Source organism: Streptomyces sp. NPDC048297, from assembly GCF_043201585.1.
Taxonomy (GTDB): Bacteria; Actinomycetota; Actinomycetes; order Streptomycetales; family Streptomycetaceae; genus Streptomyces.
In genome coordinates this window covers 1-25,896 of the sequence record NZ_JBICZA010000004.1, presented here as the reverse complement: position 1 = coordinate 25,896, position 25,896 = coordinate 1, and the positions used below count along the sequence as shown (strand labels likewise).

The 25,896-nt window shown below is 71.2% G+C and carries 27 protein-coding genes and 1 pseudogene; 18 read left to right on the top strand and 10 right to left on the bottom strand.

The genetic code is table 11. The features are described 5' to 3' along the window. Positions 1-46 precede the first annotated feature (46 nt). Positions 47-1,342: a PucR family transcriptional regulator gene (locus ACGFYV_RS05305; protein WP_393877010.1), complete on the top strand. Its 1,296-nt coding sequence runs from the start codon at positions 47-49 to the stop codon at positions 1,340-1,342. A 75-nt stretch (positions 1,343-1,417) separates the two neighbouring features. Here the strand turns inward: ACGFYV_RS05305 and ACGFYV_RS05300 are convergent, their stop codons facing one another. After that, positions 1,418-2,722 (bottom strand): cytochrome P450, encoded by a 1,305-nt coding sequence (locus ACGFYV_RS05300; RefSeq protein ID WP_393877009.1) that lies wholly within the window; start codon positions 2,720-2,722, stop codon positions 1,418-1,420. A 263-nt stretch (positions 2,723-2,985) separates the two neighbouring features. Here ACGFYV_RS05300 and ACGFYV_RS05295 point away from each other — a divergent pair, with 263 nt between their 5' ends. From ACGFYV_RS05295 to ACGFYV_RS05280, 4 genes are all read left to right on the top strand, one after another. Further along, positions 2,986-4,608 (top strand): FAD-dependent oxidoreductase, encoded by a 1,623-nt coding sequence (locus ACGFYV_RS05295; protein ID WP_393877008.1) that lies wholly within the window; start codon positions 2,986-2,988, stop codon positions 4,606-4,608. A gap of 52 nt (positions 4,609-4,660) precedes the next feature. Continuing rightward, positions 4,661-5,689 (top strand): amidohydrolase family protein, encoded by a 1,029-nt coding sequence (locus tag ACGFYV_RS05290; protein WP_393877007.1) that lies wholly within the window; start codon positions 4,661-4,663, stop codon positions 5,687-5,689. 225 nt (positions 5,690-5,914) lie between these two features. Then, on the top strand, positions 5,915-6,373 hold the full coding sequence (locus tag ACGFYV_RS05285) for a DUF6461 domain-containing protein (protein ID WP_393877006.1): 459 nt from the start codon (positions 5,915-5,917) through the stop codon (positions 6,371-6,373). A gap of 104 nt (positions 6,374-6,477) precedes the next feature. After that, entirely contained in the window at positions 6,478-6,741 is a 264-nt protein-coding gene (locus ACGFYV_RS05280) for a hypothetical protein (RefSeq protein WP_393877005.1), read from the top strand. A gap of 17 nt (positions 6,742-6,758) precedes the next feature. Here the strand turns inward: ACGFYV_RS05280 and ACGFYV_RS05275 are convergent, their stop codons facing one another. Then, complete coding sequence (locus ACGFYV_RS05275) at positions 6,759-8,252, bottom strand: MFS transporter (protein WP_393877004.1); 1,494 nt, start codon at positions 8,250-8,252, stop codon at positions 6,759-6,761. 157 nt (positions 8,253-8,409) lie between these two features. Further along, complete coding sequence (locus ACGFYV_RS05270; RefSeq protein ID WP_393877003.1) at positions 8,410-8,652, bottom strand: hypothetical protein; 243 nt, start codon at positions 8,650-8,652, stop codon at positions 8,410-8,412. Between the two features lie 90 nt (positions 8,653-8,742). Here ACGFYV_RS05270 and ACGFYV_RS05265 point away from each other — a divergent pair, with 90 nt between their 5' ends. From ACGFYV_RS05265 to ACGFYV_RS05220, 10 genes and pseudogenes are all read left to right on the top strand, one after another. Then, a complete protein-coding gene (locus ACGFYV_RS05265; protein ID WP_393877002.1) occupies positions 8,743-8,961 on the top strand; it encodes a hypothetical protein in 219 nt (72 codons plus the stop codon). A 346-nt stretch (positions 8,962-9,307) separates the two neighbouring features. Continuing rightward, a pseudogene (locus tag ACGFYV_RS05260) lies at positions 9,308-9,786 on the top strand (NADH-quinone oxidoreductase subunit B family protein). Continuing rightward, positions 9,783-11,207, top strand: a complete 1,425-nt coding sequence (locus ACGFYV_RS05255; RefSeq protein WP_393877001.1) for a proton-conducting transporter membrane subunit — start codon at positions 9,783-9,785, stop codon at positions 11,205-11,207. Before ACGFYV_RS05260 ends, ACGFYV_RS05255 begins: the two are co-directional and overlap by 4 nt. After that, positions 11,123-11,815, top strand: a complete 693-nt coding sequence (locus tag ACGFYV_RS05250; protein WP_393877000.1) for a hypothetical protein — start codon at positions 11,123-11,125, stop codon at positions 11,813-11,815. The genes ACGFYV_RS05255 and ACGFYV_RS05250 overlap by 85 nt, the downstream gene beginning before the upstream one ends. Continuing rightward, positions 11,815-12,444: a respiratory chain complex I subunit 1 family protein gene (locus ACGFYV_RS05245; RefSeq protein WP_393876999.1), complete on the top strand. Its 630-nt coding sequence runs from the start codon at positions 11,815-11,817 to the stop codon at positions 12,442-12,444. The genes ACGFYV_RS05250 and ACGFYV_RS05245 overlap by 1 nt, the downstream gene beginning before the upstream one ends. Before the next feature lie 11 nt (positions 12,445-12,455). Then, positions 12,456-12,770: a hypothetical protein gene (locus tag ACGFYV_RS05240; protein ID WP_393876998.1), complete on the top strand. Its 315-nt coding sequence runs from the start codon at positions 12,456-12,458 to the stop codon at positions 12,768-12,770. 10 nt (positions 12,771-12,780) lie between these two features. Next, positions 12,781-13,458, top strand: a complete 678-nt coding sequence (locus tag ACGFYV_RS05235; protein ID WP_393876997.1) for a hypothetical protein — start codon at positions 12,781-12,783, stop codon at positions 13,456-13,458. Next, complete coding sequence (locus ACGFYV_RS05230) at positions 13,458-15,101, top strand: proton-conducting transporter membrane subunit (protein ID WP_393876996.1); 1,644 nt, start codon at positions 13,458-13,460, stop codon at positions 15,099-15,101. Before ACGFYV_RS05235 ends, ACGFYV_RS05230 begins: the two co-directional genes overlap by 1 nt. Positions 15,102-15,105: 4 nt before the next feature. Then, positions 15,106-16,419, top strand: a complete 1,314-nt coding sequence (locus ACGFYV_RS05225; RefSeq protein WP_393876995.1) for an NADH-quinone oxidoreductase subunit C — start codon at positions 15,106-15,108, stop codon at positions 16,417-16,419. A gap of 12 nt (positions 16,420-16,431) precedes the next feature. Further along, positions 16,432-16,635 (top strand): hypothetical protein, encoded by a 204-nt coding sequence (locus tag ACGFYV_RS05220; protein WP_393876994.1) that lies wholly within the window; start codon positions 16,432-16,434, stop codon positions 16,633-16,635. Positions 16,636-16,978: 343 nt separating this feature from the next. Here ACGFYV_RS05220 and ACGFYV_RS05215 read toward each other — a convergent pair whose 3' ends face one another. Continuing rightward, positions 16,979-17,512, bottom strand: a complete 534-nt coding sequence (locus ACGFYV_RS05215) for a GNAT family N-acetyltransferase (protein ID WP_393876993.1) — start codon at positions 17,510-17,512, stop codon at positions 16,979-16,981. A gap of 153 nt (positions 17,513-17,665) precedes the next feature. Here ACGFYV_RS05215 and ACGFYV_RS05210 point away from each other — a divergent pair, with 153 nt between their 5' ends. Further along, on the top strand, positions 17,666-18,406 hold the full coding sequence (locus ACGFYV_RS05210) for a GNAT family N-acetyltransferase (protein ID WP_393876992.1): 741 nt from the start codon (positions 17,666-17,668) through the stop codon (positions 18,404-18,406). Between the two features lie 50 nt (positions 18,407-18,456). Here ACGFYV_RS05210 and ACGFYV_RS05205 read toward each other — a convergent pair whose 3' ends face one another. Next, positions 18,457-19,026 carry a carbonic anhydrase gene (locus ACGFYV_RS05205; protein WP_393876991.1) on the bottom strand — a complete coding sequence of 190 codons (570 nt, stop codon included), beginning with the start codon at positions 19,024-19,026 and terminating at the stop codon, positions 18,457-18,459. 706 nt (positions 19,027-19,732) lie between these two features. Here ACGFYV_RS05205 and ACGFYV_RS05200 point away from each other — a divergent pair. Next, positions 19,733-19,900 (top strand): hypothetical protein, encoded by a 168-nt coding sequence (locus tag ACGFYV_RS05200; RefSeq protein ID WP_393876990.1) that lies wholly within the window; start codon positions 19,733-19,735, stop codon positions 19,898-19,900. 154 nt (positions 19,901-20,054) lie between these two features. On the opposite strand, the gene ACGFYV_RS05195 is transcribed toward ACGFYV_RS05200, so the two are convergent. The 4 genes from ACGFYV_RS05195 to ACGFYV_RS05180 form a co-directional block, all read right to left on the bottom strand. Further along, entirely contained in the window at positions 20,055-20,531 is a 477-nt protein-coding gene (locus ACGFYV_RS05195; protein WP_393877267.1) for a hypothetical protein, read from the bottom strand. 235 nt (positions 20,532-20,766) lie between these two features. After that, a complete protein-coding gene (locus tag ACGFYV_RS05190) occupies positions 20,767-23,118 on the bottom strand; it encodes a heavy metal translocating P-type ATPase (RefSeq protein ID WP_393876989.1) in 2,352 nt (783 codons plus the stop codon). A gap of 326 nt (positions 23,119-23,444) precedes the next feature. Beyond that, entirely contained in the window at positions 23,445-23,645 is a 201-nt protein-coding gene (locus tag ACGFYV_RS05185) for a hypothetical protein (RefSeq protein WP_393876988.1), read from the bottom strand. A 354-nt stretch (positions 23,646-23,999) separates the two neighbouring features. Next, positions 24,000-24,767 carry an STAS/SEC14 domain-containing protein gene (locus ACGFYV_RS05180; RefSeq protein ID WP_393876987.1) on the bottom strand — a complete coding sequence of 256 codons (768 nt, stop codon included), beginning with the start codon at positions 24,765-24,767 and terminating at the stop codon, positions 24,000-24,002. A gap of 543 nt (positions 24,768-25,310) precedes the next feature. Between ACGFYV_RS05180 and ACGFYV_RS05175 the strand changes: the two genes are divergently transcribed. Then, complete coding sequence (locus ACGFYV_RS05175; protein ID WP_393876986.1) at positions 25,311-25,499, top strand: hypothetical protein; 189 nt, start codon at positions 25,311-25,313, stop codon at positions 25,497-25,499. On the opposite strand, the gene ACGFYV_RS05170 is transcribed toward ACGFYV_RS05175, so the two are convergent. Further along, positions 25,488-25,896, bottom strand: a 409-nt coding sequence (locus tag ACGFYV_RS05170; protein ID WP_393876985.1) for a transposase, incomplete at its 5' end; no start/stop codon positions are given. The genes ACGFYV_RS05175 and ACGFYV_RS05170 overlap by 12 nt on opposite strands.

The following is a 25,896-nucleotide window of genomic DNA, read 5'->3' as shown; positions in this document are numbered from 1 at the left end:
CGCCGTCCTCTGCCGCACCGGTGACGTGCCTGCTACGGTGCGCGGCATGTCCAGATCCGTCGATGCTCTCGTGGCCGATGTCGCGCGTGCCCTCGACGCGGATCTCCCCGCCCTGACCAGGGAGATGACCGACTGGTTCGTCGAGGTCATCCCGGAGTTCCGGCACGACGACGCGGTGCGCGAACTCATGGTGGCCAGTACGTCGTCCAACCTGGTGGCGATCGTCGATCTGCTGATGCACTCCATTCCGGTCGAGCAGATCTCCGTGCCGGCCGCCGCGGCGGAGTACGCCCGGCGCTTCGCCCAGCACTCTTTGTCCCTGGAGGCGCTGCTACGGGCGTACCGGCTCGGTGAGAACCGGTTCACGCAGTGGGGCATCGCGGCCATGAACCGCAGCGGCGACGTGCCGACGCACGAGGCGCTCGCCGCCGTCGCGGAGCTCTCCCGGCGTGCCAACAGCTACATCGACCGGGTCATCGAAGGCCTGATCGACATCTACGAGACAGAACGGCGGCTGTGGAACAGCCGCATCGGAGCCGCTCGGGCCGCGCAGATCCGCCTCGTCCTCGACTCGGAGAACATGTCCGAGGCGGAAGCCCGCCATCTCCTCGGCATCCCCCTGACCGGCTGGCACACCGCCGCCGTCGCCTGGCTGCCCGCGGAGGAGCCCTGCGCGGCGGAGCACCTCGACGTCGCCGCCCGCCTGATCCAGGACGTCTCCGGCTCGGGACCACCGCTGACGCTGCTCAACGACGAACGCACCATGTGGGTCTGGGTACGGCATCAGCGCCCGGACCACCTGGACCTGGACCGGCTGCACGAGCGCGTGGCCGGTCTCGGCGCCGGGGTACGCGTCGCGCTCGGCGCCCAGGCACCCGGCCTCGGCGGCTTCCGCGGCTCACTGCGCGAGGCCGTCCGGGCCCAGGCGGTCGCCGAGGCGGCGCAGAACCGCGATCTCAGAGTCCTGGCCTTCGACGACGTCGCGGTCGCCGCACTGCTCACCGAGAAGTCCGACGACCTCGAACACTGGGTCGCACGCACCCTCGGCGACCTCGCGTCCGACGCGCCCGGACATCGTCAACTACGCGACACAGTACGGGTGTTCCTCGCGTCAGGAGGCAGCTACACCCAGGCCGCGACGCGGCTGCACCTGCACAAGAACACCGTGCACTACCGCGTTCGCAAGGCCGAGGAACTGCTCGGCCGCTCCTTGACCGAGGGCCGACTGGACCTCGAAGTAGCCCTCCTGGCCCGAGCCCTGCTGTGGCGCGACCGACCCCGGACCGCGACCGCGCCGACCAGCACCTTCGACCACAACGGCGGCCGGGAGTCATCGGGTTGACCAGGTCGGGCGGCACGACGGTGCCGCCCGACCGGTTGCGATGTCAGGGGTTGGGCAACGGCTGCCCCCAGGGGCCTACTCGGCGCCCGGAAGGCCGGACGCCCAGTCGTCGATGGCCTTCGACGGATCCAGCACGATGGGCAGCTTGGTCAGGCCGCGGAACGCGGGGAACGGGACCTTCAGCCACTCCGTGTCCGCCACCGGGAAGGCCAGCGAGGCGTTCGGGAAGCGGCGGAAGAACGTGGCCAGAGCGATCTGCATCTCCATCCGGGCCAGCGGCGCACCGAGGCAGTAGTGCGGGCCCGTCCCGAAGCCGAGATGGCTGCTCTGCAGGCCGGGCCGCGTGATGTCGAAGGTGTCGGGCGACTCGAACTCGGCCGGGTCCCGGTTCGCCGACGTGACGGCGATCTGCACCAACGCGCCCTTGGGGATGCGGGTTCCCGCGATGGTGATGTCCTCCAGCGCGTGGCGGAACGTCGCGTTCTCCACCGACCCCTCGAAGCGGATGACCTCCTCGATCGCGTTCGGGAGGAGTTCCGGCGAGGCGATGACCCGCTCCAGTTGCTCCGGATGCGTGAGCAGCGTGTAGACGGCGTTGCCGATGAGGTAAGCGGTCGTCTTGTGCCCCGCGAAGAGCAGCACCCACAGCGTGGAAAGCAACTCGCCGTCGTTCAGCGATTCCTGCTCGTCCCGCGTCTGGATGAGAACGCTCAGCAGGTCGTCCTCCGGGGACTTCCTCTTACGGGCGATGAGAACCTCGAAGTATTCCCGCAGAGTGTTCTCGGCCTCGGCCAGACGGGCCTTGTCCTCTTTGCTGAATCCCGTACGGGCGACGACACTGCACCATTTCTGGACGTCCTCCCGCTCGCTCTCCGGAACTCCGATGAGTTCACAGATCACCTGAAGCGGGAGCGGAAAGGCAAAGGACGACAGCAGGTCGACAGGCTCCAGGGTGGTGCACCGGTCCAGCAGGTTGTCGGTGATCTCCTGGATCCGCGGACGCAGGGCCTCGATACGGCGCGGGATGAAGGCGCGGTTCACGATCCGGCGCAGCCGTGAGTGCTTCGGCGGGTCGGCGAACAGCATGTTGTCGTCCAGGGCGATGGAGGAGTCGCCGAAGATGGACCGGTAGGCGTCGATGGCCGCGTACATGTCCTTGCTGATCCGAGGGTCGGCCAGCGCGGCCTTGGCGTCCTCGAAGCGCGTGACGAGGTAGGTCTCCACACCGTGCGGCGGGGTGAGCCGGCTCACGGGCGCGTTGTCACGCAGATGCCGGTAGAGGGGGTGCGGGTTCGACCGGTAGACCGGGCAGCCGCGGGACGCCGCATCCACGGCCTGGGCTGTCGCGTCGGCGGTCTCCTGCTCTTGCATCTGCGTCATCGACGGCCCTTCTTCTCTTCCCGGGCAAACACGGGTCCGCTGGAACGCTGAAATCCATTGACGCCCCAAGAGAGGGGAAAACGCGGTTCACCCGACCGCTGCGCAATGCCACGGGCCCCATACGAAAGCGGTGCGGTAAGTGGGCCGTACGGGGGAGGAATCGATTGCCGACTCCGGGACCTTGTGGAAGCTTCGGAAACAGGGCCGCCGCTCATGCTGGACGCTGCCCGAACTACCGCTGATTTCCTGGAGGAGGACGGGCCGTGGACAAACGTGACGGGCAAAGGGTGCCGGTACTGATCGTGGGTGGTTCGCTCGTCGGACTGTCCGCGTCGGTGTTCCTGGGACGGCTGGGCGTGGACCATCTGGTCGCGGAACGCCACGCGGCCACCTCCGACCACCCCCGCGGGCGGGGCAACAACATGCGGACGATGGAACTGTTCCGCACCGCAGGCCTCGAACCGGACATCCGGAAGGCGGCGGCCACCCTGTCCCGCAACCACGGGATCCTCCAGACGGACAACCTGTCGACCGGGGAGATCAAGTGGCTCTCGGCGCGGATCACCGGCCGGCCCCCGGAGGCGGACACCTGCTCCACCCGGCGCTGCGCGTGCAGTCAGAACGACCTGGAACCCGTCCTGCTCGCCCACGCCCGCAGACTCGGCGGCGACGTGCGCTTCGGCACCGAACTGGTCTCCTTCACGCAGAGCGCGGACGCGGTCGCCTGCGAACTGCGCGACCGGGAGAGCGGCCGGACGTACACGGTGCACACCGAGTACCTGCTCGCGGCCGACGGACCGCGCAGCCCCGTGCGCGAGCGGCTCGGCATCGGGCAGAGCGGCGGCGGCGACCTGTTCCACAACGTCAGCGTCACGTTCCGGAGCAAGCGTCTGCGCGAGGTGGTGCGCGACCAGAACTTCCTCGTCTGCTACCTCAACGGGGACGAGGGCGAAGGGGTCCTGCTGCCCGTCGACAACGAGGAGAAGTGGGTCTTCCACGTCCCGTGGTTCCCGGAGCGCGGACAGACGCTGGAGTCCTTCACCGACACGCGCATCGCCGACCACATCAGGGCCGCCGCCGGCGTGCGCGACCTCGACGTCGAGGTCACGGGCCGGGCACCCTGGCACGCCGCCGACCGGGTCGCCGACCGGTACCGCGACGGCCGGGTGTTCCTGATGGGCGACTCGGCCCACGAGATGCCCCCCACCGGCGCCTTCGGATCGAACACGGGCATCCAGGACGCCCACAACCTGGCCTGGAAGCTCACCGCCGTACTCCGTGGCTGGGCGGGCAAGGACCTGCTGGACACCTACGAGAGCGAACGGCGCCCGGTCGCCCTGGCCACCATCGCGCGGGCCATCGAGCAGGCCTCGCGCGAACAGCACCCGGGCTACGCCGCCGCCCAGGACCCCGGCAAGAGCACGGACCTGATGACCGTGTCCCTCGGCTACCGCTACATGTCCACGGCCGTGTCCGGCGCCGACACGGCCGCACCGGTCATTCCGGAGTCGCTGCGGCTGCACGGGGACCCCGGCTCCCGCGCCCCGCACATGGCGGTGACGCACGACGGCGCCGAGAAGTCCACCGTCGACCTGTACGAGCAGACCTTCGTGCTGCTCTCCGGGCTTCCCGACGGGCCGTGGCCGGCCGCCGCCCGCGCCGCCGCCGACAAGCTCGGCGTCCCGGTCGAGTCGTACACCCTCGGCTCCGGTTCCCCGTTCGACCTCGACACCGGCGGCGCGGACTGGGCCGCCGTGCACGGCGTCACGCCGCGCGGCGCCGTGCTCGTCCGGCCCGACGGGTTCGTCGCCTGGCGCTGCGACGACATCCCCGCGAGCCCCGAGAACGACCTGACGCAGGTTCTCGAAGGCGTCCTCGGCCGCTGAACCGTCCCACTTCGCCGCCTCCACAACCCCGACCGACCGCAAGGAGCCCTCCGTGCCTCACGCAGCCGACACGACCCAGTTGCAGGACCCGGGCGAGATACGCGGCCATGCCGCCGACGGGGCCGGCGACTCCCGCCATGGACGAATAGACGTCCACCACCACTACACCGCACCGCAGTGGGTCCGGTGGGCCGAGAGCAAGGGAGTCGTGACCCGCGCCGGCCTGCCGCCGTGGACCCGGTGGGACGAGGCCACCGCCCTGGACCTGATGGACCGGGTGGGCATCCATACCAGCGTGCTCACCGTCGCCATGCTGGGACGCCTCACGGAACCGGCGATGCGCAAGGAGAGCACGAAGGTCGCCCTCGAAGCCGCGGGCGACCTCGCCCGCAGCCACCCCGGGCGCTTCGCCTTCTTCACGCCCGTCTTCCTCGACGACGCCGAACTCTCCCGCTGGTCGGTCGCCCAGGGCCTCGACCGGCTCGGCGCGGTGGGCGTCAGCACACGCACCAGCGTGGGGGAAACCTACCTGGGAGACCCCCGGCTCGACCCGATCATGGCGGAACTCGACGAGCGCGCCGCCGTCGTCAGCACGCACCCCATGCAGGTGGGCACCTCCGGCGGCCCGCAGGGCGTACCGCCCTTCGTGTGCGACTTCCTCATGGACACGACCCGCGCCGCACTGAGCCTGATCATGAACGGGACCCTGGACCGCTACCCGCGGATCACCTTCGTCCTTCCCCACGGCGGCGGCTACCTCCCCTACATCGCGAGCCGGATCGAGATCTTCGGCAACGACCTCACACCCCGCGTCGATCCCGCCCGCGTCCGCGACTACCTGCACCGCTTCTACTACGACACGGCCGGCCCCATGTCGCCGTCGGCCACCCCCACGCTCCTCGCCACGGCCGGCTCCTCCCGGCTCCTGTACGGCAGCGACTGGCCGCCCACCCCCGCCCGCGTGGTCAGCGAACTGACGGCCCCGGCCCTCGACGGCGACCCCGCCCTCGGCGACCGCGAGCGCACCGCCATCAACCACGGCAACGCCCTGCGGCTCCTGCCCGCCCTCGCGCGCGTCTGAATCCCGGTTCCCTGGTGCCGTCCACTCCGTGGGCGATGCCAGGGAACACGTATGAGGTGGGACGCCTCAGGGCCTCAGCGCTTCAGGGGGCTTTGGGGGAGATAGTCGTAATAGTGTGGCGGTTGGTGTGGCGTCGCTGGAGCGGACGGCGTACCCGAGGTTCAAGAGGCTGATCTCGCAACGGGAGTTGCGGAAGTTCTTCACGCCGTCGGCGGAGGAGGCGGCGTGGGCCCCGAAGACACATGGTGGGCGCGCGAGGACGTAGCCTGTCTCACCCTCACACGCGGCAAGCCCGTCACGGAGGTCCTCGGCGCCTACGGAGTGGATCAGGGCGGTGCCCAGTACCTGACCGTGCAGCAAGCGCGGTCAGCGTTTCCACCTGATGCGGGCGTCGTTCTGCGCACCGGTCAACTGGACGAGTGGACGTTCTGCCACGAAAGCGGCCTGCCTGAGGGATTCAAACCGGCCGTCCTCGCCCGGCTCTCGTCAGGATCGGAGACGGTCCTGTTCTTCTCCGCGGACGGCATGACGAACATCCGCCGCTTCGCCGACGGCCACGACGCCGAGTCGTTCGAGCCGGGCAACCCCCGCACCCTTCGCGTCAGCGGCCGAAATCCCCTGTGGGAGGCCATCCACGGCATCGCCCCGCACCCTTCGAAAGAGCAGACCGTCGAAGGGCCGTAGACCAACTGGGTTGCGAAGCGGCAGCGGTGCTGCCATGCTGGGCCGCCCCTGCCTAGGCTCGCTGTCAGGAGAGGATTCCGGGGATTCTCAGGAAGGGGCGGCCCGTGTCGCAGGTCGACGAAGAAGAACGCCGTGTTCAACCGGCCGACAAGGCGGCGGCGGTACGGCCGGGCGGCAGAGCCGGGCTCCTGCGCCACGTAGCCGAGCGGGCGCATCTGCTGCCGACGTTCGTGGTCCTGACGGTCATGATGCTGGCCCTGTGGCTGCTGGGCATGCCGTTCATGCAGGCCCTGACGATCTCGACCGCGGTGAAGATCGCGCTCGTCCTGCTCGATGTGCGTCGGGGGCCCCGCTCCTCCGGGAGCTGACGTGGGGCCCGGCCCCCTCAGCCGACCTTCTCGCCGGCCCCGCTTCCGCCCGCACCCTGCTCGACGGCTTCCGCCGACCGCCCCGCGTCGGGCTGGGTGCGGCGGCTCCGCAGGTCGGTGACCGCGAAGGCGAGGGACACGAGGATGCCGGCCACCGCGGTGAGCAGCGCGAGCTGGACGGCGGTGGCCGGGGACCCGTGGTTGGCGAGGTGCGCGAAGTACACCGCGCCGACCACCGCGAGCCCCGCCGCCGAGCCGATGCGCTGCCCGGTCTGCAGCACACCCCCGGCCGCACCCGCACGCCGGACGGGTACGAGGGTGAGCGTGAGCGTCGTGTTGGGCGAGACCGTGAGGCCCGAGCCGATTCCTCCGACGATCATCGGCAGGACGGTGGCCCATCCCACCTGCCGCCCCGGTACCAGTTGGACCGCCGCGACGATGCCGAGCAGGCCGAGCGCCACCATGCTCAGTCCGATGACGACGAGCCTGCGGCCGTGACGGAGCACCAGCCGGCCCCCGAGCGCGGCGCCGATCGCCGACGAGACCGCGAAGGGCAGGGCCGTGACGCCCGCGGCCAGGGCGCTGTAGCCGACCGAGTTCTGCAGGAACAGGGTGAACACGAAGAAGACGGTGGTGAGCCCCGCGAAGTAGGTGAGGCTGACCAGGGCGCCGAGCGTGAAGGAACGCAGCCCGAACAGCTCCAGGTCGACGACAGGGGCCCGCCCGAGGCGTCCCTGGCGTCGCTCCCACTTCCAGAACGCGCCCAGCAGCAGGGCGGCCAACGGCAGCAGCGCCCACTTCTCCCGCCCCTGCCACTGCTGCTCCTGCACGAGGGGCAGCATCAGCGCGAGCACTCCCGATCCGAGGAGCAGCACGCCGAGGAGGTCGAACTCCTCGTGCCGTGCCGCTGTCGGCGCGAGCCGGGGGAGGAACCGGAGCCCCGCGACGAACGCGGCCGCGCCGATGGGCAGGTTGACGAAGAACACCCAGCGCCATCCGTTCTCGGCACCGAAGGCGTGGATCAGCAGTCCGCCCGCGAGCGGACCCACCGCTGTCGAGAAGGCGACGACACTTCCGTGCAGGCCGAACGCCTTGGCCCGTTCGGGGCCCTGGAACATCTGCTGGATCAGCCCCGACGTCTGCGGGGCGACCACCCCGGCCGCGGCGCCCTGGACGAGCCGGAACAGCACCAGCCAGGACGCGGTGGGCGCCAGTCCGCAGGCCACCGAGGCCAGCGTGAACACCGCGAGTCCGAAGAGGAGGGCCTGGCGGCGTCCGCGCATGTCGCCCAGCCGTCCCGCCGACGCCAGGGTGAGCCCGAAGGCGAGGGCGTACCCGGAGACGGCCCAGGACTGTGCGGCCTCCGACGCGCCGAGCCCGCGCTCCATCGAGGGCAGGGCGACGTTCACGATCGAGGTGTCGAGCAGCGAGACGAAGCCCGCTGTCAGACAGACCGCGAGCGCCTTCCACCTCCGGTCGTCGGGGGCGGGCCGGGCGTGTTCGGTGGTCATGCGATCACGCTAAGCAGCCGCGGTGTGTCTCACCACCGCAGAATCACGTCCCGAAGCCCGGCCGTGAGCCCAGGCCCCGGTGAGGCCGAAGATCTTTCGACGCCCTGACCGGCCCCCTGACGATCCTGCCGTGCTCGTCCGTACGGGTATCGGCGCCCTACGAGATCTGGTCGCCCGGGGTGTCGATCCCGGCGCTGCCCTTCTCGCTCTCGTCGTTGTTCTTCTCGCTCTCGTCGTTGTCGTCCTCGCTCAGTCGCGCGTCCGGCGCGACGCCGATGACGTGCCGGACGCCGGCCGGGCGCCGAGCCGGCCGAGGGACAGCCTGACCATCGAGGCGTCGCCGCGAACCTCCCTCGCGGCCTACCGAGTTGCTAATGTTAGCAATTACTGAGGTCAGCACCGCTGCATGTTCCTGACGGGTGGGTGAGTGGGTGCGATGCCGAGTGGACCGGCCGGACGGGCCGTCCCGTGGCGTGGAGGGGACGGCACGGTGAGTGCGCCGCTGTACCAGCTGAAGGCCGAGTTCTTCACGACTCTCGGCCACCCGGTCCGCATCCGTGCCGTGGAACTGCTGAGCGAGCGGGAGCGCGAGCACGCGGTCGCGGAGACGCTGCCCGGGGTCGGGATCCTGTCCGGCGCGCCGGCCGGGCAGACGCGGTTGCCGGCCGGTCGGAAAGCGGCCAGGCCGGAAGGGAAACCGCCGTCGTAGAGACGGCCCATCGGACGGCGATCGTCTCCCGGGGTTTTGGACAGCCTCGCTAAACCGGGAGACGGTCGCCTCACGGCCCCCTCTCCGCCCGGCCCCGCGGGCGGCCGGGCGGAGAGGGGAAGCCGGCGCCGCGGCGACGGCCCTGGACGGCGATCGTCCCCCGGGAGGCGGTCCCGGAGGGCGATCGCCTTCCCTTCCGACCGCGGGGAACCCCTCGACCTCGACCGACTCCGGGGGGCAAAGTCTCCTGAAATTCGGCAAAACGCAGGAAAAGCGTCGTAACTCCAGCCGGTGGTCACCTTGTTGGTGACCTGCGGAAGTCCTCATCAGCAGCCGGGAGAGACACATGGGCCTGTTGCGCAAGATCCGGACCACCGGTCGGGTCGCCGAACCCGCACCGCCACGCCCGGAGGGCGAACCTCCGCCACGGGCACGGGAGTTCGGTGGTTCGGTTCAGGCGCGCTGCGTGGACGCGGGGTCCTGCAACGGCTGCGAGATCGAGATCGCCGCGGCGTTCAACCCGGTGTACGACGCCGAGCGGTACGGCGCCCGGCTGGTGGCCTCACCCCGGCACGCGGACGTCGCGCTGGTCACCGGACCGGTGACCCGGAACATGGCCGAACCCCTGCGCCGTACCGTCGCCGCGATGGGCGAACCGAAGCTGGTTCGGTCGGGGACTGCGCGATCGACTGCGGGGACTTCGCCGGCGGTCACGGCGTCGAGGGCCCGGTCGGCGACGTCGTACCGGTGGATCTGACGGTGCCGGGATGCCCGCCGGAGCCCGAGGCGATCGTGGCGGCGCTCAGGAGGGTGACCGGACGGTGAGCGCGATTGCAGCCGCCCTCGCGACGGCCACCGGGCTGGGCGGAGCGGGTGCGGTGGCCGGGCTGGTGCTGCCGTACCGTGCGCGGATCCCGGTCGTCGGGGCGCTGGCCGCCGGCGTCGGCGCGGCGGGTGCCGTGGCGGGAGTGGCCGCACTGGGCGGGGGCCGGTGGGCCGCCGCGTACCCCGGGCTGGTGCCACTGGCCGGGGCGCATGTGGCGGTGGACGCGCTGGCGGGATGGTTCATGGCGGCGGCCGGTGCCGTCGTGGCCGCCGTCGCCGTGTACGGCATCGGATACGCGTCCGGACACGGCGCGCACGGGCTCGGCTCCCGGACGGCGCAGACGGTTCTGCCGCTGTTCGCGCTCAGCCTGCTGCTGGTCCCCGTGGCCGCGTCGGTGTCCACGTTCCTGCTGCTGTGGGAACTGATGGCGCTCGGCTCGCTGCTGCTGGTGCTCGCCGAACACCGCGAACGCGCCCCGGTCCGGCAGGCAGGCGTCTGGTACGCCGTGATGACCCACCTCGGACTGGTCCTGCTGCTCGCCGGGTTCGCGCTGTTCGCCGCGCGGGCCGGCGGGGAGACCTTCGCCGCGCTGCGGGCGGGCGCGCACCACATGTCGCCGACCGTGCGCGGAATCGTCTTCGTCCTCGTGGCACCGGCGTTCGCCTCGAAGGCGGGCGCCGTGCCCCTGCACGCCTGGCTGCCCAGGGCCCACCCCGAGGCCCCCAGCCCCGTCTCGGCACTGATGAGCGCCGCGATGGTCAACCTCGGCGTCTACGGCCTCGTCCGCACCGGACTCGACCTGCTCGGCGGCGGCCCGGCGTGGTGGTGGCTCGGCCTGCTGGCCGTCGGCGACGCCAGCGCCGTCTACGGCATCCTCCAGGCCGCGATGGCCTCCGACCTGAAACGGCTGCTGGCCTACTCGACCGGCGAGAACATGGGCCTGGTCCTCATCGGCGTCGGAGCGTGCGGACCGTTCGCCTCCTACGGGGACGCGCCACTGGCCGCGCTGGCCCTGGCGGCGGCGCTGCTGCACGTGGTCAACCATGCCGCGTTCAAAGCCCTGTTGTTCTGCGCGGCCGGATCGGTGCTGCACGCGACCGGCCTGCGCGACCTGGACCGCCTCGGCGGGCTGCGGGCCCGGATGCCCCTCACCGCCGGGCTGTTCGCGCTGGCCGCGCTCGGCGCGGTGGCACTGCCCCCCGGCAACGGCTTCATCAGCGAGTGGCTGCTCCTCCAGTCCCTCATCCACGGACTGAAGGTGCCCGGCGTCGCGGTCGCCGTCGTCCTTCCCCTGTCGGTGGCCCTGATCGCGCTGTCGGCGGGCATCGCGCGGCCGTGTTCGTCAAGGCCCTCGGCGTCGGCTTCTTCGCCCGGCCGCGCGACCGGCGGGCCGCCGGCGCACGGGAGTCGCCGCCGCTGATGCTCGCCGGGATGGGCCTGCTCGCCGTCGGCGTCGTGGCGCTCGCCGTGGTGCCCGGACTGCTGGGCCGCAGTCTCGACCGGGCCGTCAGCGCGGTCGGACTGCCGGGCAGCGGGGCGGTCACCGACGGCGGCCTGAAGGTACGGCTCGCGGACATCTCCGCGTCGCTGTCCCCGCTGTGGGTGGTGGCCGCCCTCACCGCCGCACTCGTGCTCGCCACCGCCCTGCCCCGGCTCCACGCCCGCCGCGGGCGCCGCGCGAACGCCCGCCTGTGGGACTGCGGGGGAGGGGCTCCGGCGCCGCGCATGGCGTACACGGCGACCTCGTTCGCCGAGCCGCTGCAACGCGTCTTCGACGACGTCCTCGCCCCGGAGCAGGACGTGGACGTCACTCCGGTGCGCGAGTCGGCGTACCTGGTGGAACGGGTCCGCTTCCAGCGCCGGGTGCCCGACCGCATCGAACACCGCCTGTACGAGCCGGTGTTGCGGGCACTGGCCTCGGCCGGGCAGGCGGCCCGCCGGCTCGCGGGCGGCAGCGTGCACCTGTATCTCGGCTACGGCTTCGCCGGGCTGGTCGTCCTCTTGTCGGCTCTGGCGGTGGGCTGGTGATGAACACCATCGGATACGTGGCCGTCGTCGGCCAGGTCGTGGTCGTCGCGGCGGGCGCGCCGCTGCTGACCGGGTGGATGCGGCAGGTGCGGGCCCGGCTGGAGGGGCGGGCCGGGGCCGGAGTGCTCCAGCCCTGGCGGGACACGCGCAAACTCCTGCGCAAGGAGCCCATCACGCCGGTGGGCACGGGCCCCGCCTTCCGCATCGCCCCCGCACTGCTGGTCGGCACCACCGTGGTGGCCGCCGCGCTGGTGCCGCTGCTGTCCACCGACACCCCGGTGAGCGGGCACGCGGACCTGATCGTTGTGGTCGCCCTGATCTCGCTCGGCACGCTCGCCCTCGCTCTGGCGGGCCTGGACTCCGGTACGGCGTTCGGCGGGATGGGCGCCTCGCGGGAGATGACCGTCGCCTCCCTGGTCGAGCCGGCCCTGCTGCTTTCGGTGTTCGCCCTGTCGATACCGGTCGGGACGACCAACATGCCCGCGATCGTCTCCGGTGCCGTCCACTCCCCGGCCCGCCTCGCCTCCCCGGCCGGGCTGCTGGCGGTGGCCGCGCTCGCGGTGGCGGTGCTCGCGGAGACCGGCCGGATCCCGGTCGACAACCCCTCGACCCACCTCGAACTGGCCTGATCCACGAGGCGATGGTCCTGGAGTACGCCGGACCCGATCTCGCGCTCGTCGAACTCGGCGCGCAGATGCGGCTGACCCTGCTGCTCGGGCTGCTGTCCTCGCTGTTCGTGCCGTGGGGCATCGCCACCGGCGGCTCCTGGGCCGCCCTGCTCGTGGCACTGGCGCTGTTCGCGGTGAAAGCGGCCGTACTGGGAGCCGTGCTGGCGGCGGCCGAGGTGTTCTGGGCCAAGATCCGGCTGCTCCGCGTCCCCGAACTGCTCGCCGGTTCCTTCCTGCTGGCGCTGCTCGCGGTGATCTCCTCGTACTTCCTCAACAGAGCCTCATGAACGGAGCCTCATGAGCGACGGCCTCTACACCCAGCTCCTCGACCTGGCCTGCGGCGCCTTCCTGCTGGCCGCCGTGCTCGTGCTCTGGCGGCGCGAACTCACCGCGATCGTCCGGGTGTTCGCCCTCCAGGGCGTCGCCCTGGCAGCCGTCGCCGTCCTGCTCGGCGCGCACGACGACAGGTGGGACCTGATCGCCGTGGGCCTCGCCGTGGGCGCGCTGCGGGCGGGCCTGCTGCCGTACCTGATCCGGCGCGCGCTGACCGTGCTCGCCGCCGACCGCGGCGGCGAGGAGGTCCGCGAGACCCGGCCGCTGGTCAACATCGCCGCCTCCCTGCTCACCGCGGCCCTGCTGACCCTGCTCGCCTACGTGGTGGCCCGGCCGCTGACCGAGCTGAACCCGACGCCGGCCACCCGCGCCCTGCCGGTGGGCCTGGCCGTCGTCCTGATCGGCTTCTTCGTGCTGGTCACCCGCAGGCACGCGCCGGCCCAGGTGGTCGGCTTCCTGCTGCTGGACAACGGCATCACCGCCACCGCCTTCCTGTCCACCTCCGGAGTGCCGCTGATCGTCGAACTCGGCGTCTCCTTCGATGTGTTGCTCGCGGTGCTGGTGCTGCAGATCCTCACCACACGCGTGCGGGAGGCGTTCGGCACGACCGACATCGACGACCTGCGGGAGCTGCACGACTGATGAACTCCACGCTGCTGATGAACTCCATGCTGCTCATGAACCCCACGCTGCTTCTGGCCGCTCCCGCCGCCGCGCCGCTGGTCGTCGCGGCCGGGTACGCGCTGACCGCGGGACGAGCACCGCACGCCCGGACACACGCACACGATCGGCCCGCGTCGAGCGCCCGGACGCCCCTCCCTCCGGAGTCCGTTGCGGAACCCTCGCCGGTCCCGCGGCGGAATCCGGCCGACTGGGCGGGGCTGATCTCGCCCGTGGCGATCCTCGTGTGCGGGAGCGTGCTGGCGGCACGGGTCCTCGACGACGGCCCTGTCTCCGCCTGTTCGGGGCTGCTGCGCGCCGACGCCCTGACCGGCTGGATGCTGCTCGTCATCGGTGCCGTCGCGTTCATCGCCTGCGGGGCGGCCCCGGCGTACCTGGCCGGTGAGCGCGCCGCCGGGCGGGCGAGCGGCACCACCGTGTGGCGCTACCACGTGCTCGTGCAGGCCTTCCTCGCCGCGATGTGCCTGGCCGTGGTGACCGCGAACCTCGGTGTCCTGTGGGTCGCCATCGAGGCCACCACCATCGTCACCGCCTTCCTCGTCGGACACCGCCGCACCCGCACCTCCGTCGAAGCCGCCTGGAAGTACGTGGTGATCTGCTCCGCGGGAATCGGCCTGGCCTTCCTGGGCACCGTCCTCATCTACTACGCCGCCCGGCAGGCCGGCATCGCCGAGGCGTGGGCGCTGGACTGGCCCACCCTGGTCGCTCGCGCCGACCAGCTCGACCCGGCGGTCACCCGGCTCGGCATCACGCTCGTGATCCTCGGCTTCGGCGCCAAGGCCGGCCTGATCCCGTTGCACGCCTGGCTGCCCGACGCCCACAGCCAGGCCCCCGCACCCGTCTCCGCCCTCATGTCCGGCGTCCTGCTCTCCGTCGCCTTCGCCGCGATCCTGCGCTACCGGCTCATCGCCGACGCCGCCCTGGGCGCCGACTTCACCCGGGTCCTGCTCACCGGGATCGCCCTGCTCACCCTCGCCCTCGCCGCCGGGCCGCTGCTCGCCCAGCGCGACTACAAACGGATGCTGGCCTACTCCTCCATGGAGCACATGAGCCTGATCGCCCTCGGCGCGGCGATCGGCAGCCCGCCGGCCCTGTCCGCCGCGCTGCTGCACATCGCCGGCCACGGACTCGCCAAGTCGGCCGCCTTCTGCGCCTCGGGCCGCATCCTCCACCTGACCGGCACCAGCAGGATCGGCCGCGTCCGAGGACTGCTCGCCCGAGCGCCCTGGCCGGGCGGAGTGTTCGGGTTCGCGGTGGTGGCGCTCATGGCCTTCCCGCCGTTCAGCCTCTTCGCCTCCGAACTCGGCATCGCCCGCGCCGGTTTCACCGCCGGAACCGGGCTGGCATGGGCCACGTCCGGGGCCCTGCTCCTGGTGCTCGTCGCCTTCGCCGCGCTCGCCGCCCGCACGGCCCGCATGCTGCTCGGCCCCGCCCCCGCACCCGCCTTTGCACCCGCACCCGCCTCCGCCCTCGCCATTGGGCGCGAGACCGCCGCCGTCTGGCCGCTCACCCTGGGCCTGACCGCCTGCGCCGCCCTGGGAGTCGGCCTCGGCCCGCTCACCGACCTGCTGCACACCGCCGCCCAGGCGATCGGAGGCCACTGACGCCATGCGTACCACGCACGAGACCGGTACCGCCGAACTGCCACGGCGCGTCGAGAAACTGCTGACCACCGGACACCGCCTCGCCCTGATCGCCGCCCACCACGACGAGCACGCCATCCGCGTGGTGTACCTGTTCGTCGCCGGCCCACCCGACACCCGCACCGAACTGCACGTCCACCTCGACCCCGACCGGCCCGAACTGCCGACGCTGGCCCAACTCTCCTTCCCCGCAGGCAGATTCGAGCGCGAGATGCGAGACCTGTTCGGCATCGTGCCCCTCGGCCACCCGCTGCCCCATCGCCTCGTACGGCACTTCCACTGGCCCCGCGGCTGGTACCCCATGCACCCGGACGCCGGACCCCCGCCGCCCTTCGGCGAACAAGAGGGTCCGTACCCCTTCCTGGAAGTCGAGGGCGACGGCGTCCACGAGATCCCGGTCGGACCCGTCCACGCGGGGCTCATCGAACCCGGCCACTTCCGGTTCTCCGTCGTCGGCGAGACCATCCTCAAACTCAAGGCCCGCCTCTGGTTCGTACACAAAGGCATCGAGAAGCTCTTCCAGGGCCGCACGGTCGCCGCCGGACTGCCGCTGGCCGAACGCATCAGCGGCGACACGGCCGTCGGCCACGCCCTGGCCTACTGCCTGGCCGTCGAAGAGGCCACCGGTACCGACGTACCCGCCGAGGCCCGGCGCGCCCGCGCCCTCCTGCTGGAGCTGGAGCGGATCCACAACCACGTCGCCGACCTCGGCATGCTCTGCAACGACGTCGGACACGGCATCCTCAACGCCCACGCCCACGCCCAGCGCATCCGCGAACAACTCCTGCGCCTCAACCGGGAGACCACCGGCCACCGGCTGCTGCGCGGCGGCGTCGTCCCGGGCGGCGCCGCGCTCCGGTCCGTACCCGATGGACGACGCCTGAAGGCGATCGGCGAGGACGTCCGCGAGATCACCGGCCTCGCCCTCGGCCACTCCACCGTGCGCGACCGCTTCACCGGCACGGCCATCCTGAAGACCCGCGCCGCTCGGGAGATCGGCTGTCTTGGCTACGTCGCCCGCGCCAGCGGCATGGCGAACGACGCCCGCATCGCCCACCCGTTCACCGAGTACGGCACACAACTCGACGTCCCCGTGCACACCAGCGGCGACGTACTCGCCCGATTCCTGGTCCGCGCCGAGGAGATCGACACCTCCCTCGCCCTCATCGAGCACCTGGCCGAGGAGATCGACACCTCCCTCGCCCTCATCGAGCACCTGGCCGACGGCCTCACCGCCCCGCGCGCCGTTCTGGCGCCCTCACCCACGCCGGGCGGGTAAGTCGGCAGTGGGGTGGGGCTGGTTGAGGGCTGGCGCGGCACCATCGCCACCCGCGTCGAACTTGCCGCCGACGGCACCCTGGCCCGGGGCAAACCCGTCGACCCGTCCTTCTTCAACTGGCCCGCCCTGCCCGTCGCCCTGGCCGACACGATCGTCCCGGACTTCCCGCTGACCAACAAAAGCTTCAATCTCTCCTACGCGGGCAACGACCTCTGAACCAGGGCTGCCCGCCCCCGGCGCCTGCCTCAACACTCCGCCGGTCGGTATCCGGCACCGCCGGCCCCGTGTTCGGCTCCGCGCTCGTCTCTCTGCTCGGCTCTGCGTTTGGCGCTGTGCCAGGCTCTGTGCTCGGCTCCCCGCGGCCAGAGCACCTCGGGAGGTTCTGGCGCCCGGCAAGCAGCTCCGACAGGATGCGCCGATCGACTGTGTGACTCCTCAGGACACATACGGGAGAGCTGACCTCTGCGCAACAGGAGTTCGCGGCTGTCCGCTGCGGGTGACGTCGCCACGTCGCCACGTCGCCACGTCGCCACGTCGTACGGTCAGTGGTTCGGCTGGTTCATGCCTGGAACTCGGTGAGATCGATGGCGTGAACGTGCAGCGGGTAGCCGTGCACCGGGTGTTCCGTCATCCGTTCGGGCACCATGCCGAGCTTGCGGATGACGTTCTCGGAGGCGTTGTCACCCACCCGGTTGATGGTGATGACGCGGTCCAGACCGCGGTCCTGGAGGGCGAACTCCAGTGTGGCGTGGGCGGCTTCGGACGCGTATCCCTGGCCCCAGAACTGTGAGCCGATCCGCCAGGTGAGCGCCACGGCGGGCATCACCTCCGGCAGGAACTCCGGCACGGACAGTCCCGTGAAGCCGATCAGTTCGCCGGAGGCCAGCAGCTCGACGGCGAAGAGCCCGAAGCCCTCCTCGTCCCACTCCTCCTCCCACCGCTCGATGTCCTCGGCGGTGCTGTCCAGGTCGCGCACCGAGCCGTCGTCGATCCAGCGCATGACCCTCGGGTCCGCGTTGATGTCCGCCATCGGCACGAGGTCGTCGTCGTGCCAGTCGCGGAGGAGGAGGCGGGGCGTGCGGATCTCGGTCATGCGGGCCATTGTGCCGAAGGCGAGGGCTTGATCAGTAATCCGGCACTCGCTCGCGCTGCCATTCGGGAACCGCAAGGCGCCAGGCCGCCCGCACCGCACACAGCGCTGTCCGACTGACCGTCGCGTCAACTACCCTGCGACTACCCTGCGTTCATGGCCGACCTGCGCGAGCTGCATTCCGTGAGTAACGTCCGTAGCGCAGCGGGCGATGTTGCGTTGCTGCTGTGGGCCGCCGCGGATCTGACCCACGGCACGCGTGTTTTTTCCGTGGGCGAGGCCACGGCAGTGGCGGCACCGGGGCTGTCCTGCCGCGACCGGCTTGCCCTCACCGGCCCTGCCGAGGACGCCTCGGTCCTGGTCCGTGCGGTGCTGCCGCAGATCGGTCCCACGTTCCGCCCCATCGGTGACGAGAAGCTGATCCGTGACCTCGTGACCCGGGTTCCAGCACTGGAGTTCGTCGATGCCTTCGGATGGATGCAGATCGACACGGCCACGGGCCGCTGCGGCGCGGCCACGTGGCTGACCGCGTCGGATCGTGCCGACATCGCCGCACTGCTGGATGAGGCGTTTCCCGACTCCTATGCCCGCCCCGGCCGGTCGGGCGTGCGCCGCTGGGCAGGCGCTCGTGACGAGTCCGGAGCACTGCTGGCCTGCGCCGCCGACGCCTGGAGCGCACCGCACGTCGGATTCCTGGCCGGCGTCGCCACCGCCCAACAGGCACGCGGGCGTGGCATCGGCGCGGGCGTGTGCGGCTTCGTCCTGGACAGCCTCGTCGCCGAGCACGGCGTGGCCGCGTTGATTGTGGACAGCTGGAACACCGCCGCCGTCCACCTCTACCGCGGCTTTGGCCTGTCATGGCGCCCCGCGGCAGCCGCCCGTGTCACGGACCACTGAAGGCCTGGTGGCACTTCCGCCGGCGCCTTCACGGGTCCCGTCCCGCCGGTTCAGGAAGGCGCGCCGCCGAGGATTTCCACCTTGCCGGTGACGAGCGAATAGTAGGCGCCGACCACGGCGAGGGCGCCCTTTCTCACGAGGGGTGCGAGGGCTGCGTTGGAACGCAGGTGGGCGGCGGTCAACGTGACCTGGGCGCGGGCCATGGTCTCGACCGGGTCCGTGCCGGCTTCCCGGGCTGCCTGATGGTAGGCCGGCCGCAGAGCCTCGACGATCGCCTGCAGGTTTCCGGGCAGGGGTTTGCCGTCACGCAGGGACGTGTACGCCGCCTTGACGGCGCCGCAGCGCTGATGCCCGAGGACCACGATGAGCGGGGTGCCACTGGTCATGGGCCCGTACTCGACGGAACCGGTGACCACCGGGCCGACCGCCTCCCCACCTGTGCGCATCACGTAGAGGTCGCCCAGCCCGGTGTCGAAGAGGAGTTCAGGCGCAACCCGGGAGTCGATGCACGAGAGGATCGACCCGAAAGGTTCTTGTTCCTGGGCCACGAACTCACGCCGGTTCGGATCCCGGTCCGGGTGTTGAAGGTCTCCGCTCACCCAGCGCGCGTTGCCTTCCATCAGTCTCGTGAATGCCGCGGAGGGTGTGGTCGGGCGAGGCGAAGCGGTGGCTGCGGCTGCGGTCGTGGCCGCCGACGGAGAGACCCGCGCCGCCGACGAGCACCCCGTGAGCGCGGCGGTGGCGCCCGCGAGCCCGCCGGCGATCAGCGCTCTACGATCCAGACGTCCTGCTCTGTCCATCGGTCGTTCCCCTAGATCCCGCTCAGACCCGTCCCTGTGTCTTGACCAGGGAAATTGTTCAGTGTGGTGGGGATGGCGCGGAGCAGGCGCAAGCGGGCGGGCGTCACGTTGCCACGGACGGCCCACAGGCGGGTTCGGGCGGGTACTGAGGGACGTTCCAGGGGACAGTGCAACCGGGTGGGTGTGTCGGCTCGGGCGCTCCGGAGCGGTGCCGGACTGGGAATTCTCGGGCGGCATGGAACCTCTGTACGAGCTGTACCGTCGCGGCGACGATCAGCAGTTCGCGCGACGTGGAAACCTACTCAAAGGTGCCGATCACGCAGTGACGCGCCACGTACCCCTTCTTTCCTGTCGACAGGGCGACCGGAAGCCAGTCCCTGTACACGTGAGCACCCCTGTAGCAGCGGTAGGCCGGGCCCCTGACGTACGAACCGCAGTTTGTGGTCTGGTGCCAGCACCAGGCCCCATCTGGGGCGTAGATCGTCTCCTGGACGAACTTGTCGCCCGGCCGCAGGTGGACATTGACGTGGGTGAGAACGTCTGCGAACTGGCGAGGGGGACGCCTTTTCTCGTCGCGGGGCTACGGCTCTACCTGGAACAGCACGGCGGCCGGACCTTCGAGGGCGTCGCCGTCCGCGTCGCTCAGCGTGTCCTCGCGCCGGTCGCGGCGATCTGGCACAACCGCAAGACCTGACAGCCGGCCTTGACGAGTCATTCCGATGTGATCAGTGGTCGTAGGCGATCAGGGAGAGACACCGTGCTGCCCCCACGCGCTACGACAAACTCGCCGTCCGCTACAAGGCCACCGTCCTCGTCGCTGCCATCAACGAGTGACTGACCCTCGGCCGTCACGGGGTGGGATCCACGTTCCACGTCGCGGGCAGATCGCTGCCACAGAACACGCAGACGAAGTCGTCCTCGCGCACGATGTTGTGCTCCTGGCAGCCGGGACACCGCCGGAAAACAACCTCGTGGCTGAAGCCGGAAGGCCGCCGAAGCCCAACAGCGTCCAAAGCACAGGCGACCTCCGGCCAGGAGCCGACGTCCGGGCAGTACCCGGTGGACTGATTGCTGACCCCGCTCACCGTCCACCGGTCCGCCTCGTGCATGAAGCTGATCTCGTCGGCACCCAGAACCATGTCTCCGCCAGCACAGGCCACGTGCTCGCTTCGGCGCGGCGCCAGCCGGAGCACACCATCCATTCCGACCACGAAGATGAACGGTTCGACCAGCTCCGCCGCCGATTGCTCCACGATCCAGCCATCGAAGTCAGCCGCCGAGCCGACCCGACGCCCGCCGTCACCAGGCAGGACCGCAGCCTTCAGCTCGACCGGTCCGACATATCGATAACTCCGCCCCCGCCCAGTCACGTCAGCCAACCTAGAGGACTTCCGGCACACGCCCTGGCAGGAGGGGCCAGACCTCGGTGGGACCGGGAGGACGGTCGCCTCCGGCGTCCGGAGGGGTGGACAAAGCCTCACCGGGGCTGACCGGGCACTGCACCGGGCTGGCCGCCCCTCCCTGAGGAGCGCCGTCGGCAGCAAGCCCGGCAGGTGGCGCTCACTGGGCCAGCGAGAAGTAGCTCTCCTCCTCCTGTGTGAAGTGCAGGCGGAGGACGGTGTGCAGTCCGTACAGGCAGGAGCGCAGATCGTCGAGCTGGCCGGCTGAGAGGGCGCCATCGTCGCGGGCCAGTTCCAGGTGGGTGGCGATGCGGCGGGAGAGGCGCTCGATCTCGGTGTGGGCCCGGCTCATGGTGGCCGTGGCCTCCGGGCCGCCGAGGGCGGCGGCGAGAGCGGGGTAGAGCTCGTGCTCCTCGGCGTACTCGTGGGGGAGCAGGCGCTCGGTGAGCAGTCGGTGCGCCTCCTCGACGGCCGCGAGAGCATGTGGGCCGGGACCGTCGGAGAGGCGGTCGGCCGCGCTGTGCACCGCTTCGAGCACGTCCTGGAGGTCGTCGTGTTCCGCCGCGAAGCGGTGGACGAGCGCCTCGGCGGCGGGTGTCAGCGCCGGCCGCATGGCCTGGTCCACGCGCAGCGCGCGCAGCGCGTTGAGGATGACAGCGACGTCGATGGCCTCCTGGAGCACGGCGCCGGCGGCGGGCGGCAGCAGGCCGAAGGCGGCGGCGCCCATCGCGGCCAGCGACATCGCCATCCCGCCCAGGGCACTCTGCACGGCGATCCGCCGCGCCCGTACGGCGATGAGGACGGCGTCGGCGAGCCGGTCCACGCGATCGGTGGTCAGCACGATGTCCGCGGCCTGCGACGCGGCGGTGGAGCCGCGCGCGCCCATCGCCACACCGACGTCCGCGGCGGCCAGCGCGGGGGCGTCGTTCACGCCGTCGCCCACCATGACCGTGACCGCGCGTTCGCGTTCGGCCCGGACGACGGCGACCTTTCCGGCCGGGTCGAGCCCGGCGCGGACGTCGTCCAGACCGAGGACGGCGCCCACCTCGTGGGCCGGTTCCGGGCGGTCGCCGGTGAGCATCAGGAGCCGTTCGATGCCGGCCGCCCGCAGATGGCGCAGGGTGCGTGGGGCGTCGTGGCGCAGGGGATCCCGCAGGAGCACGGCACCCACCGGGCTGCCGTCGACGGTCAGCCAGGCCACGGCGGCGCCGTCGAGAAGCGCGCGGTTGTCCGCTGCCCTCGCCCAGGCCTGGCGGGCGCCGGACCCGGACCCGGCCCCGCACCCGCCGAAGCGGCCGACGGACACCCGGCGCCCGTCCACCGTGCCCGAGGCACCCCGGCCGGGTTCCTCGGTGACATGGGAGGGGAGCGACAGCTCCAGTTTCCGTCTGCGCGCGGTGTCGACGATCGCCTCGGCCAGGACGTGGGGCGAGTACTGGTCCAGCGACGCGGCCAGCCTCAGCACCTCCGACGGCTGCCACCCCGGCGCGCCGGCCACGTCGAGGACACGGGGGCGGCCACGGGTCAGGGTGCCGGTCTTGTCGAGCAGCAGAGTACGGGCCCGGCCCAGATTCTCCAGGGCTCCACCGTCGCGCATGACGACGCCCAGGCGTGAGGCGCGGGAGATCCCGGAGACGATGGCCACCGGCGCGGCCAGCAGCAGGGGACACGGGGTGGCGACCACCAGCACGGCGACCGCACGTACCGCCGAGCCACTGAGCAGCCAGGTCAGTCCCGCCACTGCCAGGGTGAGCGGAACGAACCAGGCCGCGCAGCGGTCGGCCAGCCGCACCACGGGCGCGGACTCGGCCCCCGCCTGCCGGGCCAGCCGCACGATGCCGGCGTACGTGCTGTCCCGCTCGGTCGCCGTGGCCCGCAATTCGAAGGCACCGCCGGCGTTGACCACCCCACTGCGGACGGGCTCGCCCGCCGCACGCTCGACGATCAGGGACTCGCCGGTGAGCGCGGACTCGTCGAGACCGGCCACGGCGTCGCCCTCCACCCGCCCGTCGACCGGGACGACCTCGCCCGGACTCACGACGAGCAGGTCACCCACGGCGATGTCGGCCAGCGCGATCGTGGCGACGCCGCCCGCTGTCCGGCGGCGCGCCGAGCGGGGCGCATGCTCCAGCAGGGCACGGAGATCGTGCGAGGCCCGGCGCTGGGCCGCCGCCTCAAGGGTGCGGCCGGTGGCCAGCATCAGCGCGATGAGCGCACCGGCCAGGTATGCGTGGACGGCGAGAGTGCCGCCGAGAGCGAGAACCGCGATCAGGTCGACACCCGTACGACCGTGGCGGAGAGCGGCGACCACCCAGCCCACCGCGGGTGGGACCGCCGACAGGGTGCCCAGGCCCCAGAGGAGGTCGGCGAGGCCGTGGTCGCCCGCGAGCCAGGCGGCACCTCCTGTGATCAGGGACGTTGCCGTGACGGCCAGGAGCGCGGACTCCAGCCGTGACGGGGCGAGCGCTCCGGTCACGGAGCGGAGCTGTGAGGCGAAGGCGGAACGGTTCATGTCCCCTTCTGTTCGTCCGACACCGCTGTCCGGGGCCCGGCTCCCGTCCGTCACATCCCGGTGGATCGGGCACATCCCGGTGGATCGGGCCCGTGCCAGGGGACGAACGGTCCTGCCGCCAGTGCCGAACAGCAGAGGTCGCGGCCCGGGTACCCCTCTCCGTCTCGCCGACGCGCGCGTACCCGCTCAGCCCCGCTTGACCGAGCAGCTGAGCTGCCGTACCCCCGAGGACCACGACGCCCCGGGAACCACAACCGAAGATCCCCGAACGACGACCGTGCCATCCGTAGCGTGAGAGCGGGCACTCCACGGGACGCGTCCCGACTTCAGCCGAACAGGGTCTGCACGCGGATCGTCTCGACGCGCCGCCATGTGCCGCCGGGGAGCAGCAGCCAGTCGCCGGCCGTGCCGCGGGCACTCCAACGGGCCGAGCCGCCCGTCGGCCGCGCGGCCGCGATCCGCGACGGCAACCGGGCGCCGCCGTCGGCGTGTTCGGCCACCCGCCCGGCCCGCTTGCGCTTGCTCATCGATCCCCTCCGTCCGTCCGCGGGCCACGGCCCTGATTCACCCAGCATCCCTTCCGAACGGTGCGGCACACCGGGGCCGATCGGCTCTCACGAGGGACGGCCGGACCATCGGCGGAGTCCCTCGGCGTGAAACCGGTGCCCGCGTTCGGCGTCACCAAGGGCCGAGGCACGACCACCACGGCCGGTCGGAGCGTGGCCGGATGCCGAAACCGTACCGGTGCGCAAGCGAGGAGGGTGAACGCGGAGGCGGCGAGCGGCGTCGCCGCGAAGAGACCGGCGAACTGTGCGCGCCGCCGCCTCACCTGCGCCCGGCATGCGCCGGGCAGTTCGCCGGGGCCGTGGTGGGCCGCCGCATCAATCCGTACCGGCGGGGTTACGGTCGGGCGGATGCGAGGCCCAGGCGACGGCGTCGTCGAGTTCGTCGTACCCGAACTGCCGTACTTCTGCCTGGACGAAGTGGTTCGCGAAGCGAGGCACGAGTCCGGCGAGCCTGCTGTCGACCGCCAGCGCGATCCTCCCGACCACTCGATGATGGTCGCGGACGAAGCGCACATGCCGGAGCAGGCTTGCGATGTTCTCCCACCCTGGGAAGGCGCGCGCGTGCACCACGACACCGGCCAGGGTGTCATGGGTGGCGAGCCAGCTGTCAGCGGTATGCGCCAGTGCGTCGAAGTCCTGTGCGCGCAGGGGCAGTTCGACCTCGACCACGAGAACCTTGGACTCCGGTAGGAGCTGGTGGGACACGCCGGGCCCCTCGGGCAGGGAGACGAGCCAGCGCAGGGCCTCCTCACGCTCCTCGCCGCCGAAGACGCGTACGGGAAAGGGCATCAGGAAGCTCGTGAGCCCGGTCGACTCCCGGATCCAGCCGGTGTCGGTGACGACCGCGCATCCCTCGAACAGGCGCATGGCACCGATCCCGACCTTGAGATCCTCCCACCCGGCGGCCGGGGTGAACGACCGGAACTCCGGGCCGATCTCCGACAGGAGCCGGATGCGGCGGCCTTCCTTTCGTGCTTCGTCGATGAGCGGTTCGATCACCGCCTTGTAGTCGTCCTTCGTCACCGTGCCGATCGCCTTGATCGCGTCGATCCCGGGGGGCACGTCCTGGGCTCTCTCCAGCATGCCGTTCCCCTCTCACTGTCAAGATCAACTCAACTCAGACCGCTGCTTTCCTGCCATCCCTCCCTGCCGTCCCATCGTGAATCCCATCGTGACAAGATGCCGAGTTCTCCGCGACCGCGCCCTTTCCATGCGCCGCAAGGTCCCCACATCGCCGGTACCGACCTGACGAGCGCGGCGGCGGTGAGGACGCCGGAGACGTGCAGGGAGCCGGCCGAACCCGCATATCTGTGGATCGGTGCCCACCCCTCTGGCCCAAGCAACGGCGCACCGGGTTGACGAGGAACTCATTCGATCAAGTGGAGGACGCCTCCGCTCCTTGAGGATCGCAGGACCGTCCTGATCTTCTCTGGGGGCGAGATCCGCCACCCGGAGGAGTCAGAATCCGTGCGAATCAACCGTCTCTCTGCCGCAGCAGTCGCCGTGACAGCCGCCGCCTTTGCCCTCACCACTGGGGCCGTCGCAGGAGCTGACACCGGCCCTGGGCAGCACGGAACGCCGGCAAGGCACCACGCCCCGCCGAAGCCGGCCAGTGAGTCGGCGCGGTTGGCCCGTGCCATTCTGAACGACAAGGGGATCACCTACGCGGGTGCGCATGCGAGCGGCAGCGACCGCGCCTCTCTCCCGCGGCAGAACCTGGTCGACACCGCCAACGAGCACCTGGCCAAGACCAGTCCGTGGGGTCACAAGAAGGGCGCGCGGGTCGCCCTGAACCCACGGATGCTAGTGTTCTGAGTCGGGAATTCTGTTCAGATAACTGGCGAGGCGTTCGAGGATCTCGTCCGCGGTCTTCGTCCAGACGTAGGGCTTCGGGTCGGTGTTCCAGGCGGCGATCCAGCTGCGGATGTCCTTTTCCAGGGCTTGGACGGTCCGGTGGACGCCTCGCCGTATCTGCTTGTCGGTCGGTTCGGCGAACCATCGCTCGACGAGGTTCGGCCAGGACGAGCCGGTCGGTGTGAAGTGCAGATGGAACCGGGGGTGGGCCAGCAGCCACTTCTTGATCGCGGGGGTCTTGTGGGTGGCGTAGTTGTCGCAGATGAGGTGAACGTCCAGGGTGGCAGGCACCTCTTTGTCGAGCTTGATCAGGAACTTCTTGAACTCCTCGGCCCGATGTCTGCGGTGCAGGGAGCCG

What these genes read in the sequence shown, in the direction of transcription:
- ACGFYV_RS05230 (WP_393876996.1), top strand. Translation starts at nt 13,458, where the DNA reads ATGAACTCCACGCTGCTGATGAACTCCATGCTGCTCATGAACCCCACG.
- ACGFYV_RS05190 (WP_393876989.1), bottom strand. Translation starts at nt 23,118, where the DNA reads ATGAACCGTTCCGCCTTCGCCTCACAGCTCCGCTCCGTGACCGGAGCG.
- ACGFYV_RS05235 (WP_393876997.1), top strand. Translation starts at nt 12,781, where the DNA reads ATGAGCGACGGCCTCTACACCCAGCTCCTCGACCTGGCCTGCGGCGCC.
- ACGFYV_RS05210 (WP_393876992.1), top strand. Translation starts at nt 17,666, where the DNA reads ATGGCCGACCTGCGCGAGCTGCATTCCGTGAGTAACGTCCGTAGCGCA.
- ACGFYV_RS05185 (WP_393876988.1), bottom strand. Translation starts at nt 23,645, where the DNA reads ATGAGCAAGCGCAAGCGGGCCGGGCGGGTGGCCGAACACGCCGACGGC.
- ACGFYV_RS05215 (WP_393876993.1), bottom strand. Translation starts at nt 17,512, where the DNA reads ATGACCGAGATCCGCACGCCCCGCCTCCTCCTCCGCGACTGGCACGAC.
- ACGFYV_RS05240 (WP_393876998.1), top strand. Translation starts at nt 12,456, where the DNA reads ATGGTCCTGGAGTACGCCGGACCCGATCTCGCGCTCGTCGAACTCGGC.
- ACGFYV_RS05245 (WP_393876999.1), top strand. Translation starts at nt 11,815, where the DNA reads ATGAACACCATCGGATACGTGGCCGTCGTCGGCCAGGTCGTGGTCGTC.
- ACGFYV_RS05300 (WP_393877009.1), bottom strand. Translation starts at nt 2,722, where the DNA reads ATGACGCAGATGCAAGAGCAGGAGACCGCCGACGCGACAGCCCAGGCC.
- ACGFYV_RS05305 (WP_393877010.1), top strand. Translation starts at nt 47, where the DNA reads ATGTCCAGATCCGTCGATGCTCTCGTGGCCGATGTCGCGCGTGCCCTC.
- ACGFYV_RS05180 (WP_393876987.1), bottom strand. Translation starts at nt 24,767, where the DNA reads ATGCTGGAGAGAGCCCAGGACGTGCCCCCCGGGATCGACGCGATCAAG.
- ACGFYV_RS05205 (WP_393876991.1), bottom strand. Translation starts at nt 19,026, where the DNA reads ATGGAAGGCAACGCGCGCTGGGTGAGCGGAGACCTTCAACACCCGGAC.
- ACGFYV_RS05225 (WP_393876995.1), top strand. Translation starts at nt 15,106, where the DNA reads ATGCGTACCACGCACGAGACCGGTACCGCCGAACTGCCACGGCGCGTC.
- ACGFYV_RS05275 (WP_393877004.1), bottom strand. Translation starts at nt 8,252, where the DNA reads ATGACCACCGAACACGCCCGGCCCGCCCCCGACGACCGGAGGTGGAAG.